This window comes from Shewanella litoralis, from assembly GCF_009828585.1.
Classification (GTDB): Bacteria; Pseudomonadota; Gammaproteobacteria; order Enterobacterales; family Shewanellaceae; genus Shewanella; species Shewanella litoralis.
Window position 1 is genome coordinate 48,150 of the sequence record NZ_WSRZ01000013.1, and the last position, 18,487, is coordinate 66,636.

The 18,487-nt window shown below is 43.1% G+C and carries 17 protein-coding genes; 6 read left to right on the forward strand and 11 right to left on the reverse strand.

Features of this window, described 5'->3' with window-relative positions; genetic code table 11:
• Positions 1-16 precede the first annotated feature (16 nt).
• Positions 17-868: a 3-deoxy-8-phosphooctulonate synthase gene (gene kdsA / locus GQA99_RS11745; protein WP_160054070.1), complete on the forward strand. Its 852-nt coding sequence runs from the start codon at positions 17-19 to the stop codon at positions 866-868.
• Positions 869-1,026: 158 nt separating this feature from the next.
• The gene (locus GQA99_RS11750) at positions 1,027-1,899 is read left to right on the forward strand and encodes a DMT family transporter (protein WP_160054149.1); all 873 of its coding nucleotides are present in this window, start codon (positions 1,027-1,029) and stop codon (positions 1,897-1,899) included.
• A gap of 48 nt (positions 1,900-1,947) precedes the next feature.
• Here the strand turns inward: GQA99_RS11750 and GQA99_RS11755 are convergent, their stop codons facing one another.
• Together GQA99_RS11755 and GQA99_RS11760 are read right to left on the reverse strand one after the other, a co-directional pair.
• Positions 1,948-2,907 carry a ketopantoate reductase family protein gene (locus tag GQA99_RS11755; RefSeq protein ID WP_170293533.1) on the reverse strand — a complete coding sequence of 320 codons (960 nt, stop codon included), beginning with the start codon at positions 2,905-2,907 and terminating at the stop codon, positions 1,948-1,950.
• Positions 2,908-2,932: 25 nt separating this feature from the next.
• Positions 2,933-3,289: a VanZ family protein gene (locus tag GQA99_RS11760; protein WP_160054072.1), complete on the reverse strand. Its 357-nt coding sequence runs from the start codon at positions 3,287-3,289 to the stop codon at positions 2,933-2,935.
• Positions 3,290-3,648: 359 nt separating this feature from the next.
• Between GQA99_RS11760 and GQA99_RS11765 the strand changes: the two genes are divergently transcribed.
• Positions 3,649-4,134 carry a YajQ family cyclic di-GMP-binding protein gene (locus GQA99_RS11765; protein WP_160054073.1) on the forward strand — a complete coding sequence of 162 codons (486 nt, stop codon included), beginning with the start codon at positions 3,649-3,651 and terminating at the stop codon, positions 4,132-4,134.
• Between the two features lie 207 nt (positions 4,135-4,341).
• Here the strand turns inward: GQA99_RS11765 and GQA99_RS11770 are convergent, their stop codons facing one another.
• The 4 genes from GQA99_RS11770 to GQA99_RS11785 all read right to left on the reverse strand — a co-directional run bounded on the left by GQA99_RS11770 (position 4,342) and on the right by GQA99_RS11785 (position 7,668).
• Positions 4,342-5,757: an AmpG family muropeptide MFS transporter gene (locus GQA99_RS11770; RefSeq protein WP_160054074.1), complete on the reverse strand. Its 1,416-nt coding sequence runs from the start codon at positions 5,755-5,757 to the stop codon at positions 4,342-4,344.
• A 100-nt stretch (positions 5,758-5,857) separates the two neighbouring features.
• On the reverse strand, positions 5,858-6,184 hold the full coding sequence (locus GQA99_RS11775; RefSeq protein ID WP_160054075.1) for a hypothetical protein: 327 nt from the start codon (positions 6,182-6,184) through the stop codon (positions 5,858-5,860).
• A gap of 274 nt (positions 6,185-6,458) precedes the next feature.
• Positions 6,459-7,043, reverse strand: coding sequence for a peptidylprolyl isomerase (locus GQA99_RS11780; protein WP_160054076.1), 585 nt, complete (start codon positions 7,041-7,043; stop codon positions 6,459-6,461).
• Positions 7,044-7,101: 58 nt separating this feature from the next.
• Entirely contained in the window at positions 7,102-7,668 is a 567-nt protein-coding gene (locus tag GQA99_RS11785; protein ID WP_160054077.1) for a YajG family lipoprotein, read from the reverse strand.
• 261 nt (positions 7,669-7,929) lie between these two features.
• On the opposite strand from GQA99_RS11785, the gene GQA99_RS11790 reads away from it, so the two are divergent.
• Both GQA99_RS11790 and GQA99_RS11795 read left to right on the forward strand, forming a co-directional pair.
• Positions 7,930-8,955: a DUF2804 domain-containing protein gene (locus GQA99_RS11790; protein ID WP_160054078.1), complete on the forward strand. Its 1,026-nt coding sequence runs from the start codon at positions 7,930-7,932 to the stop codon at positions 8,953-8,955.
• A 75-nt stretch (positions 8,956-9,030) separates the two neighbouring features.
• Positions 9,031-9,885 (forward strand): sterol desaturase family protein, encoded by an 855-nt coding sequence (locus tag GQA99_RS11795; protein ID WP_160054079.1) that lies wholly within the window; start codon positions 9,031-9,033, stop codon positions 9,883-9,885.
• Positions 9,886-9,923: 38 nt separating this feature from the next.
• Here the strand turns inward: GQA99_RS11795 and GQA99_RS11800 are convergent, their stop codons facing one another.
• From GQA99_RS11800 to GQA99_RS11820, 5 genes are all read right to left on the reverse strand, one after another.
• Positions 9,924-10,697: a class I SAM-dependent methyltransferase gene (locus tag GQA99_RS11800; RefSeq protein ID WP_160054080.1), complete on the reverse strand. Its 774-nt coding sequence runs from the start codon at positions 10,695-10,697 to the stop codon at positions 9,924-9,926.
• 147 nt (positions 10,698-10,844) lie between these two features.
• The gene (locus GQA99_RS11805; protein WP_160054081.1) at positions 10,845-12,131 is read right to left on the reverse strand and encodes an MFS transporter; all 1,287 of its coding nucleotides are present in this window, start codon (positions 12,129-12,131) and stop codon (positions 10,845-10,847) included.
• Entirely contained in the window at positions 12,128-12,475 is a 348-nt protein-coding gene (locus tag GQA99_RS11810; RefSeq protein ID WP_160054082.1) for a cupin domain-containing protein, read from the reverse strand. The genes GQA99_RS11805 and GQA99_RS11810 overlap by 4 nt, the downstream gene beginning before the upstream one ends.
• 48 nt (positions 12,476-12,523) lie before the next feature.
• Positions 12,524-14,734 (reverse strand): heparinase II/III domain-containing protein, encoded by a 2,211-nt coding sequence (locus GQA99_RS11815; protein WP_229785876.1) that lies wholly within the window; start codon positions 14,732-14,734, stop codon positions 12,524-12,526.
• Between the two features lie 83 nt (positions 14,735-14,817).
• A complete protein-coding gene (locus GQA99_RS11820; protein ID WP_160054084.1) occupies positions 14,818-17,106 on the reverse strand; it encodes a polysaccharide lyase 6 family protein in 2,289 nt (762 codons plus the stop codon).
• 554 nt (positions 17,107-17,660) lie between these two features.
• On the opposite strand from GQA99_RS11820, the gene GQA99_RS11825 reads away from it, so the two are divergent.
• The gene (locus GQA99_RS11825; protein WP_160054085.1) at positions 17,661-18,401 is read left to right on the forward strand and encodes a FadR/GntR family transcriptional regulator; all 741 of its coding nucleotides are present in this window, start codon (positions 17,661-17,663) and stop codon (positions 18,399-18,401) included.
• Positions 18,402-18,487: the final 86 nt, after the last annotated feature.

An 18,487-nucleotide genomic window follows, 5' to 3' on the forward strand; every position in this document is an offset into this window, starting at 1 on the left:
GCGCAAAGAGGTTCAAATGGATCAAAAAATTATTCAGTTAGCTAACGATATTCAAGTGGCCAATGACAAGCCATTTGTATTATTCGGTGGTATGAACGTGCTTGAGTCACGAGACTTAGCCATGTCAATCGCTGAGCACTATGTTGAAGTGACCCAAAAGTTGGGTATTCCTTATGTGTTTAAAGCGTCATTTGACAAAGCGAATCGTTCATCGGTTAATTCATACCGTGGCCCAGGTATGGAAGAAGGCTTACGTATTTTTGAAGAGATTAAATCAACTTTCAATGTGCCATTAATCACCGACGTGCACGAAGTGCACCAATGTGCACCAGTGGCGGAAGTGGTTGATGTTATTCAGCTACCTGCATTTTTAGCCCGCCAAACCGATTTAGTGGTGGCGATGGCTAAAACGGGCGCGGTGATCAACGTGAAAAAACCGCAATTTTTAGCGCCACATGAAATGCGTCATATCATCACCAAATTTAATGAAGCCGGTAACGACAACATTATTTTGTGTGAACGTGGCAGCAGCTTTGGGTATAACAACCTGGTGGTAGACATGCTGGGTATGGACGAAATGAAGCAAACCGGTTATCCGGTCATCTTTGATGCGACTCATGCACTACAACGCCCAGGTGGACGAGCAGACTCTGCTGGTGGCCGCCGAGCTCAAGCGACTGAGCTTGCCCGCAGTGGTATGGCACTAGGTTTAGCAGGTTTGTTTATTGAAGCGCATCCAGACCCTGACAATGCGAAATGTGACGGCCCATGTGCATTGCCACTGCATTTATTAGAACAATACTTAACGCAAATGAAAGCCGTCGATGAACTGGTTAAATCATTTGAGTTTATTGATACCAGCAAGTAAACATGGCGCGATTAGATGCCGAACGGCAGGTAAGTTGATTTTTAATCAATTTGACATACTTTGAGTGTCTTTTACTCACCGTAAACAGTAATCTAATTACCCTTGTATAAGCCCTGACTTTTTACAAAGTTGGGGCTTTTGTCTTTCTGGATGTAATGATGTGGATTTTATTTACTTTCCTTGCAGCATTTATGCAGGCATGGCGTAATGCCTTTCAAAGTAAGCTGAGTAAAGAGGTCAGCGTTGCTGGCGTTACGTTAGCTCGCTTCATTTGGGCTGGGCCGATAGCCGCCGTGTATTTGTTTAGTTTGCATCAATACCAACCCGCAACGATGCCAGATTTTGGCGCGACATTTTGGGGATTTGTCATTGGCGCCTCATCTATGCAAATACTCGCTACAGGCCTAATGGTTAAGTTGTTCAAAATGCAAAACTTTGCCATTGGAGCTGGGCTAGCAAAGAGTGAAGCGCTCGTTGCAGCGATCCTAGGGGTATTTTTCTTTGGGACTCAGTTGTCACTACTTGGTTGGACTGGTGTTGTGGTCGGCGGCATTGCGATAATGCTGCTCAGCAGTAAACAAGGATTCAAACAGTTATCACTCAAAACCGTATTATTAGGCTTGGCCTGTGGCAGTGCGTTTGCGTTAACATCTTTGTGGGTGCGCGAAGCGAGTTTAACCCTACAAGGACCGTTTACTCACCGAGCAGCCTGGGTGTTGCTGTGGGTTATTAGTATTCAAACAATTGTGCTGATTGCTTATTTGTTAGCAAAAGATAAATCAACGCTCGCCGCGCTGTGGCAAAGGCCTGCACTCACATTATCGATAAGCGTCACCAGTTGTATTGGCTCAATTGGTTGGTTTAGTGCAATGTCGTTACAAGCTGTGCCCTATGTCAAAACACTGGGGCAAGTGGAAGTGTTTTTTACGCTGATTATTGCGGCGTTTTGGCTTAAGGATAAAGTAAAAATCAACGATGTTGCAGGTTTGGTGCTTATTGCAGTCGCCGCTATTTTAGTGATGTGGAGTTAATGACGACATCAGATAAATAGCTATAGATGAAGCCTGGCTAAGGTGAGCTTAAAGCCGATTAAGTTGTAAAACTTGCTCGAGTAGCTGTTGATTATGCGGGGCTGCCAACCTGTGCAGTTGTGCCTGCTGGCAAATATAGCCATTAATGTAGTTGATTTCAGTGGCTCGATGATGGGCCACATCTTGATACATCGAAGAGAAGTTGGCCGCTGTGAGTTTAATGACCTGATACACTCTGGTGCTGATCAAGGCGGGATCTAACTCAATCCCATCCCATTTCGCGACATTGACTAATTCGTCAATAATTGCCGTAATTTGTTGTCGATATTCATCATTGGCTAATTGACCATTGGCACAATGATACAGCGCCGTTAACGGGTTTATGACCGCATTAATTGCCAGCTTTTGCCATAATACCGCTAATACCGGTTGATGCCATTCAAGCGCTTGATTATCTTGATGTAATTTATCAATACGTGCTTTAAGCTCTGAGGTTAATTTACAGCCACAATAATAGCCCAGTTGAGTGACACCAAATCCGGTATGTTTTACATGCCACTGGCTGATTTTTAATGCCGCTTGTGATGTCGTGCCCAGTGTTAAGCCTTGGCCTGGATGTTGTGCTAGCGCCTCAGCAACCACTAAATGCGGCCCTAAACCATTGTGCAATAATACAATATGGCACTGCGGTGATAATTTATTAAGCAGTGGCAGCAGGGCGGTTGCAACTTGATACGCTTTAACGCACACCAATAATAAATTGACCTCAGCAAGGCCAGGATCATTGGTGCCTAATATCAAAGTATCCTTGCTATGGATGAGCCCACTATGGTCGGTAAACTGTAATTGTTGCTGCTGAGTATCTGTCTGGCGGCTGATTAACGCTATGCTGTTAACTGATTGCTCATTGCTCTGGCAAAGCTGGTGATACATTAACTGCCCAATTGCGCCCGCGCCCAGGATGGCGATATTGGGCGAGTTGGATGGTATTGTTAATGTATTTGCCATCATCAGGCCTTATAGTGATGCGTAATTAAGGCTTATTTCTTAATTTACGATATTGTAATATCGAAAAATTAAGTAAATAAAATAAAGCGATACCAGCAAAGTCGGCAGCAACATCGCCAACCGAAGCACTGCGATAAGGTAAGCGAGATTGCACAAGCTCAATCAAAATGGCGTAACTGCCTAAAGCGGCACATAAATAATACCATTTGGGTTTAAAAGCGTAGTGAGCCAGATACGAGAGAGCGAAAAAACTGCCCAGGTGGCCTACTTTATCCATATGAGAAAACGTTTGTGGGTAGTTCGGTTTAGAGAAAACTAAATAGCTGGTCACAAGTACAGCGACAACTAACGCAAGTTTAAACATGTTTTTGTAAGTGATCACGAGCGTTACATCAGCCTTGTGAAACGAGAATATACTTAATAATAAGAAACCTGTTTGATATTGTCACGAATAAACCACTAAGCTTGTTCATAATTGTTTAATTGGCGTGTTTTTCAGTCTTAAGAATGGCTATCAGCGATGAGTAAAACCCAATGTTAATCAGCATCGATGATACTTTTGTGGCAAAAACACCCACTTAGTTATTTTTTGTTAATCAAGCAAATTTTTGCCACAGTTTTGCAATCGTAAGCCGATGAGATTAGCGCTTTACTATCCCGATAAATCTTCCTGGTGTAAAATACATTAAACCATGAGCGTTTGGGTGAGCAACCCGATGAAATATCGAAGAGGAAAGCAACATGCCATCTATGGATGTAATATCAGAAATTGATGAAGAAGAACTACGAAACGCGGTAGAAAACTCCCGTCGTGAAGTGTCTAGCCGATTTGATTTACGTGGCAAAGAGATAGACATTGATCTGAAAGATAATGTTGTCACCCTCAAAGCAGAAGATGACTTTATTTGTAAGCAATTAGTCGACATATTGCGCATGCAACTCAGTAAGCGCAATGTTGATCCATCTGCAATGGAAGTTGATGAGAAAGCTATACACAGTGGTAAAACCTTCAGTTTAAAAGTGAACTTTAAGCAAGGTATCGATGCCTTAGTGGCCAAAAAGCTGGTTAAAGCCATTAAAGACAGCAAGCTTAAAGTGCAGTCAGCCATCCAAGGTGACAAGGTACGTGTTACTGGTAAAAAGCGTGATGATTTACAAGCTGTGATGCGATTGGCTAAAGAGTCAGAGCTAGGTCAGCCGTTTCAGTTTGATAACTTTAAAGATTAATTCTTAAAGCGACTCATGCTTTAGCGTTAAATGCCGAAATAATAAGCCGATACGGGAAACCTTATCGGCTTTTGTGTTTTTAGTATATGGTCTTGGGGAGCCTGTAAAATAGTGGACGCTTTGCTACAGACTTGTCGCTGTTCTGATAAGTTTTATCCAAATGAATTGGTTATAGCCCTAGTTTACCCCGAGACTCCAGATGCTCTGTTAACCTTTATCCGCTGACACATTAATTGTTCCGTCAGGCGGTGTCACTGCGGTGGCAGAGACTCGATTTTGCGATCGATTGACCAATATCACTAACAGTAATACCGGAAAGCCTATCAAACTTGCAGCTACAAAGAAGTTGATGTAGCCAAACGCATCGACATATAAGCCTGAGAACCCGGCGATAAACTTTGGGAACAGTAGCATAATCGACGACAATAACGCGTATTGTGTCGCGCTGTAGCCGCTGCTGGTTAAGCTCGACAAGTAAGCAATAAATGCTGCGGTAGCAATACCAGCACTGAAGTTATCGACCGAAATGGCAAAGGTTAAAAAGGGAATGTTGTAGCCAATATAAGCCTGCCACGCGAACAATAAATTAGTGATGGCCACTAACAATGCGCCTAAGAATAGAATTTTCATGGTGCCATAGCGCATTAATAACACACCACCAAAAGCAGCGCCCACTAAGGTCATGATTAAGCCGTAGACCTTACTGATAAAGGCGATTTCTTCTTTATTAAAGCCCATATCAACGTAAAACACGTTGGCCATAATGCCCATCACAATATCTGAAATACGATAACAAGAAATCAGTAGTAAAATTAAGATGGCGCTCTTGCCATAACGTTTAAAGAAGTCAATAAACGGCAAAACGCTGGCACTATACAGCCAAGCCAGAGCGCCAGCGATTTTTTTTGGGTATTTGGCGGCAAAGTCGGCCCGTAGTTGACGCTCTTTTTCGTCGGCATGCTTGGTATCGACTTGCGGTTCTTGGCTAAATAGGGTGGTAAGAATACCAACACCCATTAATAGCGCCATGACAAAGTATGCGGTTTGCCATGCTTGTAGATTGTAAGCATCGTCACCAGGGGAAACCCACGCTGCAATGGTTAATGCGCCAGCAGTGGCGATAATCATCGCACTTCGATAACCCACTTGGTAAGCCGCAGCCAGTGCCGCCTGCATTTTTTCGGGTGCTGATTCAATCCTAAAGGCGTCGATAACAATATCTTGAGTGGCAGAAGCAAATGCGAGCAATAACGCGCATAAGGCTAAACGCTCGAGGTTAACCACAGGATCGCTTACCGACATGCCTAAAATGGCGCCGACTAAGCACAATTGCGCAAACAGCATCCAGCCTCGTCGCCGTCCTAAAAAGCGCGTAAACAATGGCAATGACATGCGGTCTACTAGGGGAGACCATGCCCATTTAAAGGCGTAGGTCAGGGCTATCCAGCTGAAATATCCTATAGCTGCTCGGTCAACGCCTGCTTCTCGCAGCCAAAAGCTCAGCGTTGAAAAGACCAGCATAAGCGGTAAGCCAGCAGAGAACCCCAGCAATAATAAAATGAATACACGTTTATGGTAGTAAACCGATAAGGCTTCACGCGCTTGAGAAAAGAAAACCGACATAAGACAACTGGATAAAGGAGAATGGCTCTAGCTTATGTTGCAAGGGGTTTAGGTTCAAGCCATTCACGCAGTTTATTGAACGAGTTTGAGTTAAAAATGTTTAAGGTCTGATACCAATACAGCTTTGGGGCATATTGCCGCCGATATTGATGTAGTCACAACAGTCATGTATTTGCTGTCGAAGGTACTGGTTGCCTTTAATTGCCCACCCAGACCAATGATCAAAACAATACAGTAAATGCCAAAATACCTTTTCGGTGTCGCTAGGTTGCTCGGCAGATTGCTGATTTGAAATACATTGCCACTCTTCTAATACATCCCACATATAGAGCTGAATTTCTTTGTAATCAAGTTGGTTTTCTAAGAAGGCTTTGCCGTAATAAGCTAATTGTGGCGCTTTGGTTTCGATAAAATCATTTGCTGTCATGAAAATGTCCTTGGTAATGAATGCATGATGAAACAGCGACGACACTGATTAAAATTAGAGTATAGACACAAATTTGAGCGATGGCAGAAAATATGACAAAATTAATTTATGTTAAATAATTATATAATAACCAATTAAATTATATGCTTGTAAATTTTGTCCGTAAAAAAGTAAGTAAAAACAACAAGCAGAAATGTGATGGGTGTTCAGAAAATAAACATAGTGCCGATAACGCGCTTAACGGTTTATGGTGATTAAGCGCGCCATAGAGGCCTTAACGTGGTAATAATGTCGCTTTTTTGAGCAATACGGTTTTAACCGGTACATCTGGCCAATTTAATGTGCTGTTGTGCTCGGTTTCAACCAATGAGATAGCTTCAAGCACATCCATACCCTGGGTGACCTCACCAAATACTGTGTATCCCCAGCGACGCTTAGACGGGTCTAATTTTTTGTTGTCACCGACATTAAAATAAAATTGTCTTGTGGCCGAATGGGGGTCGTTATCTCGAGCCATGGCAATAGTACCCATGGCATTAGACAGACCATTACCAGACTCATTAACAATAGGCGCCATTGATGGGCGCTCTTCAAGCTTAGTGGTTAATCCGCCGCCTTGGACGACAAATTCGGCAATAACACGGTGAAAAATCGTGTTGTCGTACTCGCCTTTTACCACATAAGTTAAAAAGTTATCGATGGTTAATGGCGCGCGAGTGCGGTCTAATTCAACCACAATTTTGCCCATGGATGTGTCGAACTCCACTTGCGGGTAAATCGTGTCCTTTTGAATATCAACAGCGGCTATGGCAGATAAACTGGTTACAAGTAGCAGGCTAGTGGCGAGCCATTTAAACATAGTGAGAGTCCTTTAGGCGGCATCGTGTTGATGCCGCACTGCGCTAAATTAAGGGAGGTTAACGTTGAATAAACTGATGCAATTCATCATCGTTAAGGATTTCGGTCGTGAGCTTGTCGATTAGTTGATTAATGTCGAGCTCTAACGTAGCAAAATCTGGACTTAATGGACCTTTTAGGTAGCCATTGGCATTGTATGATTTAGTGAATTGCTGCTGTGCATTTTTGGCCAGAACGTTAATGACTAAACGGGTCTGCGACTCAAAGCTAAATGTGGTGTCGGTAACATCAGCCAATAAATAATGTAATTGAAATTGTACAGAGTTACGTGCAGCTGGGTCTACGACGTAGCCAGCTCTGATCATGCCGTTACGGAACACCTTGTCGAGTTGTTGACGCATAGGCTCTGTGGTGCCAATCAATTGTGGTGCTTTATCACCTTCAGTAATGCGCAACACAAAGCTCGCTTCACGAGTGTCTATGGTTTCGATTAACACCTGAGTGTCAGATTCTGTTTGCAAGCTCACCGCGCCAAGCGTTGGATTAAGGCCGATTTGACTGGGCTCATAACTGGCGCAAGCCGTGAGTAATAATGATGACAGTATAACGGGAATGAGTGACTTCATAATGACAATAACTTTTAACAAAAGGTAGCTAAAGGATACCAGAAATTGTTTGCCATTCCAGTGCAATAGCATATCGCTTGAACAATTATGCATGGTGTTGACGGTTTGGATACTCTATGGAAGCGATTGTTTACCTATCAGTCTAAATGGTGACTTGAAGCTATCATCAATTCAGTTTAGTTTGGTTTAATTCTATTTTGTCGCGTTCTATTGCGATGAATTCTATTCGTTGACTCAACCGTCGCCGTAGCAGGAAAACAAATGCAGCATGTTCAATCACATCTAGCGCCACCAAAATTGATTGCCACTGATGGACAACCTGTCTTTGGTGTTTTTGATGGTATTGTCGATTCACTCAATGTTAAACAGTTTGCCTATTTCAATGAGATGGACAAGCCTGCTTCAGCGTTATCTAAACACTTTGATTTTAAGCAGTTTCAATTTGTTAGCATTATTACCCCTCATTATATTATTGCCTTGGCCGTTGCGGATATTCGCTATGTTGCTAATGGTTTTTGTTACCTTTACGACATTAAAGCCAATAAACTTAGCCAAACGCAGTGGTTGACTCCGTTAGGGGTAGGCTGCCAACTAAGTGACTCACCTAAACAGGGGCGAGCAGCAATAGGCAGTAAGCGAAAAGGTATTGTGATTGATATTGTCGAAGGCCAATGGCATGTCGAGATAAATTTGGCCGATATTCAAGCCAATTTACATATTCAACCCGCACCGCTAAGTTTGCCAATAAGCCTGTGCACGCCTACCGGCTATAACGGCTGGACCTATACGCAAAAGCATAACGGTTTAGCGGTAACCGGGCAGTTAACGGTTCATCATGAGCCACAACCGTTGCAATATGCGCTTGCGGGTTATGATTTTTCTGCTGGGTTTATGCGCCGCGAAACTAGCTGGCGTTGGGCGTCAATTAATGCGCAAACTGAGGCGGGGATTATCGGGCTTAATCTTGCTGCAGGGGTAAATGAAACGGGTCAAACAGAGAATGTGATGTGGATAAATGGCGAGCGTCACTTATTGGGCGCCGCGCAGTTTGATTTTAATCGACACTCGCAACAAGACATATGGCATATCACCACCAATGATGGTCAAGTCGATTTGTATTTTAGGCCGCTTAACCAGCGCAGTGAGAAACTCAACTTGCTCTTGCTGAAGAATAACTTTAGGCAATATATCGGCTATTTTAGCGGCGTAATAACCGATAACAACGGTAATCAATACCGTCTGCATAATCAGCTAGGGTTAACAGAAGACCATTTTGCTAAATGGTGATAGACCAAATGAGATAAAGCGGCCGATATAACGCGGTTGTTCAAATAACAATAACAATAAAAATGGACAATAAAGATGGATATGGATTTATTGATTGCTCACCCTGAGTGGTTATTACTGCTATTGGCACCAATTTTTTTCGGCTGCATTGTATTGGAATGGTGGTTTGGTGTGCGCGCTAAACGTTTACCTGAAAATGCCCAATATCACCCAGCAGAAGTGTTGTGCAATTTTGTGTTGGCAGGGATGCATCAAGTCGCCGATATCATTGCAGGCCTATTAATAGCCAAAATCTATTTGCACTTTTTTGGTTGGCGCTTGTTTGAGATTGAGATGACGCTATTCACATTTGGCTTATTACTGATAGCTCAAGACTTTTGTTATTACTGGTTTCATCGCGCAAGCCACCGTATTCGTTGGATGTGGGCTGCCCATGTAGTACATCATAGCTCTGAAAATATGAATTTCAGTACCGCTTTTAGGCAAAGCCTCATGTATCCATTGGCTGGCATGTGGCTATTTTGGTTGCCTTTGGTGGTGATTGGATTTGATCCTAACTGGGTGGTGTTTGCAGTATTGCTCAATTTGGGCTTACAGTTTTTTGTCCACACCCAGGCGATAAAATCTTTAGGTCCGTTAGAGTGGATTTTTAATACGCCATCTCATCACCGTGTTCACCATGGGCGCAACCCGCAATACATTGATAAAAACTACGCTGGTGTGTTGATCATTTGGGATAAAATGTTTGGCACCTTTGAGCCAGAAAATGAAACTGTGCGATATGGCATTACTAAACCCGTTAACAGTTTTAATCCGTTTGTGGTGACATTTAGCGAATGGCGCGACATGTGGCGTGATGTGACTAAGCCTCAATTATCGCTTAAACAACGAATGAAGATATTATTTTTACCGCCTAAAACACATCAATAATTTACCCACTTGGGTGTATAAAACTTTGCCGTGTATCCCTATTTTACTTTGCTCGCCTTAATTGAGTAAATCAGCGGAATAGGGTGATCATTGTGTATGAGTTGATACCCTTTTTTGTCGACAAATTCCAGGCCCTCTATGCAATCGTAGGGGCTAAAAGGATGCTCATTAACCGCTTCAATATGTAACCCTGCCGAAATGAGTGCGCTAATGACTTCACTTATCGGATGTGGCCATGTGACAACCGTTTCGATTTGGTCGTTATGATTTTCAGTGTAGGTTACTTCATCTTCGATATCCGGTTGTGACTGCGCAAAGTATCCATAACCTGACAGAACATCATTGAACGGATGAAATTCAACTAAATGAAACTCGCCGCCAGGAGTTAATGCGCCAGCAATGGTTTGTGCCCAACGGGTTAAGTCGGGTAACCAAGCAAGCACGCCATATGAGGTAAATACGATGTCATATTGCGTACTGTTGTTTTGACCAAATTGATAGATGTCATTGTTGATAAAGGTTGCTGGTAAGTGTAACTGAGCTGCCAGTTTTTTTGCCGTTGCAATTGACTCACTCGACAAGTCAACGCCAGTGACAGTTGCCCCCAGCCTTGCCCACGATAAGCTGTCTTGACCAAAGTGACATTGCAGGTGTAGCAGACTTTTGCCTCGTACATTACCCATTTGTTCAAGTTCAATGGGGTTTAATGATGACTTGCCATCGATAAATGCCTGTAAGTCGTAAAATGTTGATTTGAGATGAATTTGAGTACGCTGATCCCATGCGTGCTTATTGATGGTTAAGTAGTCCATTTTTGTGTGTTCTTATTCGCCTTATTCACAATAGCTAATCATATTACTGGTTTGCCTGTCAGTATGCTAATCGATGGATGGTATTTGTTTATATAAAAAAGGCTTGCTAACACCGGGTTAGTAAGCCTTTTACCGATCATGAAGATATTATGATTTGGGTTTAACGGGTTCTATTTTTCCACCTAACCATAACGATATTAACGCCAATGGTACTAGTGCCGCGCCTAAGATAAAGAAGGCTGTATAGTCGCCGCCTTGAGTCATCATAGGGACTAATTGAATGGTGATGATGACACTTAGTACTGCCGATGTGCCACTAATGCCGGCTAATGTCCCTACGGTTTTACCTGAGAAATAATCGCTCGGTAAGGTTTGCACATTACCAATCGCGGTTTGGAAACCAAATAAAATAACCGCAATTAATCCCATTGCCAACCATGGTGTGGCCGCTTGCGAGGTTAATAATAGTGCCGGAAGCATCACCACACAGCCTAGTACAATCGCGCTCCGACGAGCTTTATTTACGGTCCAGCCACGGTTTAATAAATGACCACTAAACCAACCGCCAAATAATGCGCCAATAGCTGCACCGACATAGGGTAGCCAGGCAAATGCACCAATTTCTTTAACATCAAAACCAAACTTTTCATTTAAATACAGTGGTAACCAGGCAACAAATAACCACCAAATAGGGTCGATAAAAAAACGTGCGGCAATAACGCCCCAGGTTTGACGATGACGTAATAACTGCCCTGTCGTTGGTACGTATTCTTTTGCCTGTTTCTCTTCACTTGAGCATTGCTGCCCAGTAAGAATGTATTGGCGTTCTGTTTCGGTTATCCATGGGTGAGCATCAGGCGCTGACTTGTAAATAATCATCCATGGGATGATCCAGATAAGCCCTAAAGAACCAATCACAATAAACGTCGCTTGCCAGCCTAAAAACGCATATAAGAAGGCAATGAGTGGCGGAGCAATAATAGAGCCTAAAGAGGCGCCTGAGTTAAAAATACCCTGAGCTAATGCGCGTTCTTTAATGGGAAACCATTCCGCATTGGCTTTAGTGGCACCGGGCCAGTTACCGGCTTCACCCAGACCTAAAATGGCCCTGAATATAGCAAATGACATGGCCGTGGCTGCAATAGCATGTAACGCGATCGATACCGACCACACTACAATCGACAGTAAAAAGCCTAAACGTGTGCCAATAGCATCAAAAATCTTACCAAACAAAGATTGGCCAATGGCGTAAGAGATCATAAACACTGTAATAATGTTGGCATAATCGCTTTTATCTAAACCCAGGTCTTCGGCAATGCCTGGCCACATAATGGCCAGCGCGGAGCGGTCGATATAGTTAATCACGGTGGCTAGGGCGACTAAACTCACCACTAGCCAACGTAAATGGTTTAATTTGAAGGGACTATTTTTCATGCTAAGTCCTCAACAAAGTCTTCACGTGGCGGGCTAAAGGTATCGATTAAAATGCCGCCGGTTGGGCACACAGCGCCGTGATCTACATGAGGCGGAACAAAAAAGCTGTCACCGGCGTGGAGTATTTGAATCACGCCGTCGACATTGACATGGAATTCGCCTTCCACTACATACGAGACTTGCGAATGACGGTGAGCATGTACATAGCCTTCAGCGCCTTTATCAAACCAAATTTTAACCGCCATCAGTTCATGGTTATATCCCAACATTTGACGCTTTAATCCGCCGCCAATGTCTTGAATTTCTGTTTTATCGCCAAAGCCAAAATGTTGATTCTGTTTCATAGTCGATGCTCCTAAATTTTTGTTATTGATTTACTCATTATTGATTTGCTAATTAAGTTCATTCATTTCGATTAATTGGGCTCGTCCTGTAAAAGGGTATTCCACACCGTTGATATTTATGACGCTGCGTGTATCTGAATTGATTGCGTGCTCGGTTTGATTAATGGCCAGTAAGTATTGCTGACCATCGGTAAAGCTAATGTGCACAGCTTCGAGCTCTGCTTGTTGATAATGACTGAGCTTAGCAACCTTGCTGGTGGCATCAAGGGTGTATTCTTTCGCTGGATTGTATTCACCGTGCGGCTCAATTACGCTGACATAGGTGTGATTAGTGGCGCTGACTCGGTGAATAAACGCCTGCTGTTGGCGTAAGTTCATGTTTGGGTCATTAGCCCCTAATTGAGTAAACAACATCTGTTGTTGAGTGGCATGATTGGAGTGAGTGTTGACTAACGTGCTGTAGCTGTAAAAACGGCCGTTGTCGTTTAGCCATGTCACTCTTGCAAGTGTATTGTCATTATTGTCTTGGGCTAAGTTAGCCTTTGCTAACAACCATAGGTGCTGATAGCCGTGTTTTGTGCCTAATGTTGACAGTTGTGTTAGTGATGCTTCACGGCTAAAGCTGGTGTCGATTAACTGTCCTTCATAGTGGACCGGTAGATCGTACTGATGAGGCTTGTTTGCAGTGACTTGCATGATATCGAAACCGAATGCGGCGTTACGCTTCTCAATGTTAATTAAGGCTTGAGTCCGCTTGAATTTGACGTCTTCATAGGCGCTGTCAATGGATGCCGAAGCAATTGTGAGCCCTTGCTGGGGATCAAAAAAATGTAACCTGGGATGAAACTTATTCGCGGTTTTGACTTTGCCGTTAAAGTGGCTTGTTTCATCTACCACCAGAGTGTTGTGTGCAACGGTTTGTTTAGCCCATGAATCATTTTCAGGTAAATATCCACCGCCAAATTTAGCCTCAATATTTAAAAAGCGTGCGGCGCCATAGTCTGAGATAATTTCATTGCCGGCATCATAAAATTGCCAGGTGAGCTTATCAAAATGGCCATGGCCTAAACCTTGCTCTGTTGCTTTAAATACCATGGCTTGATCGGTTGGGCTCCCCTGGCGCATAACCACTAGCGCACCTTTATCCCCTTGCTTACCGTCGCGATACAGTGCTGAGGTAAACGCAAAAGGTTGTTGGAGCCCTTTGTCTAATGCTTGCGCCACCTTGAGCCCATCACCGGTGAGTAAGATATTGTGTTGTTGTTTGGCGATATCTAGTAATTGAGGATCGCTGTTTATCCCATAAGCAATCGCGACACCATTCACTAATTCTATGGTATCGATAGCTTTGCTTTTTATGGCGTCGTTAAGTGGAAACAACAGTGTGTTGTAACTGAGTGCGACCGATGTATTAATGGCTTTGAGTAAAATGCCATCTCGGTACTGAAAAATCTTACGTTGCGGCTCATTTTGCTCAATGGCTTTGGCAAACGTCACAAAGGGCATTAAGGCATAACGTTGATAATAAGGGCCTTCGTTGTAATATCCGTCGGGCGAAAATAACTCATCGAGTTGACGCATAAAACCGCCTTTTTTCGATAGCGTTAAATCATACAAGGCTCGTTCAACCCATAATGGTTTGCCCAATACATAGCCGCTCATGCCCACAGCCGCAGTGGCCCATGTTCCATGATTGTGCACCTTGTTAAATGTGCGTGGTGATTGTTCAGACAAAAACAATACCGCAGGCGTAATAGCGCCTGTTTCAATTAGGTCACGTTCAGATGGTGTTAATGCGTCATAAATAAAATCATACGCTTGGACTGTGTGCATTAACCAAACGGCTTCGTTCAGCCCTTGCCAAAAGAGTTTGCCCTCGTTGCTGCTTTTACGTTTTGGGTGCAATGGCAGTCCTGGGTACAGCTTGGCATATTGCAACAACATGTTTTTTACATATGTCGCGTATTTTTTCTCACCGGTGAGTTGGTAAATGATGCCAGTGTCGTACATTTGCTGGTAATTACTTTTATGTTTTTCGTGGGTATATCCGCCGCCAGCATCAACAGGTACAGGGACCTCAATAGGTTGAGTGAGTCCTGCATCGACTTCAGTACGCTTGGCCTTAAATGCATTTTGAAACGCACCAGGCTGAGTAATCGCTTGCTGCATGGCGGCGACGTCTTGCTGATTAATTACAAGGTTTGGATGGTTAGCGGCCATTATGGGCTGCACAGCACTCAATGAAGTGAGCACCAACATTGTCAGGCTAGCCAGTATGAGGCGACTGCGCGTGCTCACATTCTGGATTAACGGATTTTTGCCATTGTTTTTCTGGGTGTGATTCATCGTGTTTGCACTTTGTTATTGTTGATATTGGCAGTGTGTTTGCCTTGAGTGACAAACTCCGTCACCTGTGGGGCTGGGGTATTAATGAGTTGATTATTGGCGATGGTGGTTTGTGGCTCTCCTACTGTGTGGAAAATGCTAATGGCGGCACTGTCGGTAAATGTGTTGTGTGCTATTTGGCTTACCTGTACACCATGCAGAGTTAATATTGACTCAGTTTGATTTTGCTGGCCTTTACCAACATGGGTAAATTGATTGTGGTTAACTAACACATGCGGGCCAAAGGTACTTTCATCGGTGCCACCGCGATAAACTGTGGCAACGTTGCCGACTATATCGTCAAATTGATTGTGAGTGATATCCAGGTATTCGGCGTTATAAATGCCGATGTCGTCAGTTTCTTTATTCAGGCGAAATACATCGCCGCTAATGTGACGAAACTGGCTGTTATTCACATTAATCGTATCGGCAAAAGCGCGGCTGCCGGAGTCGAAAAAGTGAAAAGTATTACTGCTATTGAGCTGCTCAACAATGCTATTGCTCATGTCAAAACGGTAGTTGGTCAACATGCCCCATTTAAGCGTTCTGATAACACTATTGCCTGGCGCATCTGGGCTTAGCTTACCGTTAATGACAAGCCCGTCGAGTTGTAAGTTACCGTTATTTTGAATTTCAAACAGACTTGGGCGTTCAAAACTCACAATGGCTTTATGCGTGTTTGCGGCTTTAAACGTTAAGGTTTTATTGATAGCGAGCAGGGTGTCGATGTTGTATTGGCCATCACTGAGTAATAATGTGTCACCCGATAACGCTGCGGCCACGGCATTGTCTAACTCTCCATCGGCATTGCTGACCTTAATAACCTTGCCAGATTGAAACTCAACAGTGGGTTCAGATTTAGGGTACCAGGTTGGCCCGGTTTGTTGTGTGGTTGTGGGGAGCAATGTGCTGTTAACACCATACTGTGCAAACTTGCTATCACTGGGATATAGCAACCCGTTTGCCGCACGAACCAAAGTAATATTGTGGGTGTTTACGCCCTTTTTTATGATTGGGTTTATGTCTTTGCTGGCAAAGTTAGTGATGTTGTCGCTAAAGCGCAAACCACTTATGTCGTCATACAAAGTAAAAGGCGAATGTGGGTTAATAAATAGGTTTTGAGTCAGCGTGCTGTCTTTGGGGGGGGCTGAACGTTCGCTGTCACTGCCTGCTGCCAACTCAATATGTTCAAGGTTAATAAAGCTGTTGTGATGAACATTGGCATTCACCACCTGGTGATAGCGATTAATTGGCGAATTTGGTACGCCATTCATAATGGTAAATCCGCTACCAAAGCGCGTGCCTGTGAGTCCTTCAAGATAGTTATTAGTGATGGTTTGATCGCGGTTAATAATGCGGATCCCACCAGTGTGTTCAACGCCATTACCTAAAAACACATTGCTGTCGATGATATTACCGTTACCGTGTCTTAGGGTTAATGTGCCCCGAGACTGGTAAAACAAATTGTTTTGTATGCGGTTTTTTCCTGACTTTACCGAAATGATTTCAACTTCACCGTCGCAGCGATCAAAATAGTTATTTTCGACCACAGTAAATGAGTTGGTTAATGAATGATGGCTAGTGCCAATTCTGATGGTTTCACCGCCATTAGAGCCCAAAATAGGTCGTGGGCCAAAATAGTTGTGATCGATTCGATGATGATTTTGTTGATTTTGCTCACCTTCAAGGCGCACAGCTAATGTTACCCCAGCATTACGTTTACCAACAAAATGACTATGATCGAGGCGATTGTGCTGGCCGTACATGCCAATCCAATTATCTGACATTTGTCGGTCTGGGTTGTTGTAATTATCGATAACGACTTCGGTGATCCGCGAATGATTGGCAAGCTCGGTATCGCTCTTCTTAAAAGCAATGACTTCATTGGTTGGAGTAAAGCCATCTTTAAATACCAGGCCCGAAACCTGCAGATATTCGCCAGCCAGTTGAAGGTTAGATTGGCCTGATAAAATAACGCTGCCTTTGGTTTGTGCGGTCAAGGTTACTGGTTTTTCAGCTGTCCCTTGAGCGGTAAATACGATTTCAAAGTCTTGCCAGGTACCGTTTTTTAAAATAATGCTATCGCCAGGTTGCAGCTGCTTTAATGCTTGCTGGTATTGCGTTTGAGATGCAACTAAATGCTCTTGGGCATAGACCTGAGTCGTTAGCGGAACGAGTATCGATAACATTAATAGTCGTTTAATTAACCCATACGAAAATGGTGTGTGGGAGTTGAATGGGTTCATGTTGTCTCTCTAGTCGAGCCTAATTAATGTGCTACCAAAGTTTCTAGGTAAATTGGTAGACCAGATATTCATCACGGTGAAGAAACACGTTTTTACACTTGAATGTCACAACTTCTCATTGTTGTCGCGTGTCAGTATCAAAGGATGTTAAGGAATGGTTTAAGGCTTAAAAAAGATGGAATGAGGCACACAACATGATTGCATCAGGCTATTTGTAATATTATTTATTATGTTAGATTTCACGTTAATCTCCCCAGATTTGTGCATTCGTTTTGTCAGCGTAATATGCCGCTATTAAGGCATATTGAGCATTACTATATTTCTGCATAGAAACTAACCAACAATTAATGTCTTGTCAACCAAATTGCTTTACCAATTTGGTTGTGTTTATTGCTAATTGTTATTACCAATGCTTTTAAAGGCCAGACAATGTGCTATTATTTTTATTCACTGAGTGGCAGGTCATGATATTTAGTTGTTTGCTGCCACGGTTTTAACCGATAATATGTCAGTATTAAACCACTAAATTGGTTTTACTTTTCGAAGGAAGGTATATGAAAAACCGTCGTTTATTTTGGCGAATAGTCGATACGATTGAAGCCGCCATCGCCTGTGGCGAATATCCGGTAGGCAGTCGTTTACCCCCAGAGCGAGAGCTTGCAGAGAAATTTGAAGTCAGCAGGCCGACCATTCGTGAAGCGATTATTGCGTTAGAAGTACGTGAAAAAGTGGAAGTGAAAACAGGCTCGGGTGTTTATGTTGTCAATAATCAAAAGCAAAGTGTTAGCGTAAGCAATGTTAATGCTTTTGAGTTGACTCAAGCCCGTGCACTTGTAGAAGGTGAAATCGCTGCACTAGCCGCTAAGACCATCACTGCAGAAGAGCTTGAAAAGCTGCATGGTACATTGGTTATGATGAAAGACATGCAAAATGTCGAAGAAGCAGATGAACTGTTCCATCAAATTATTGCTTACTCCACTCGTAATGGCGCGTTAATTAATCTATTTGAAAATATGTGGTCATTGCGCTCATCAAGCAACGAGATCATTGAAGACTATAATATTGTCTGTAGCACCGACAACAATAAAACATTGGCTGAGCATACGGCAATTTATGAAGCGTTATCTGCCCACGATGCGGCTGAAGCACGACTCGCAATGCATAAGCATTTTAATAGATTAATCAATGTTTTATTTGATAAGCTAGAGCAGCAAGCCTTAGAGGAAGTGCGCCGTAAAAATAGCGCTAATCGGGATTTATATTCAATTGAAAATTTAGTTAAAATGAAAGGCTAAATGTTTAAATAATCTGGGTTTAGGTTATCACTTATTGAACGCGCTAACATAACTGTTAGCGCGTTTTTTTATATTCCATTATCAAA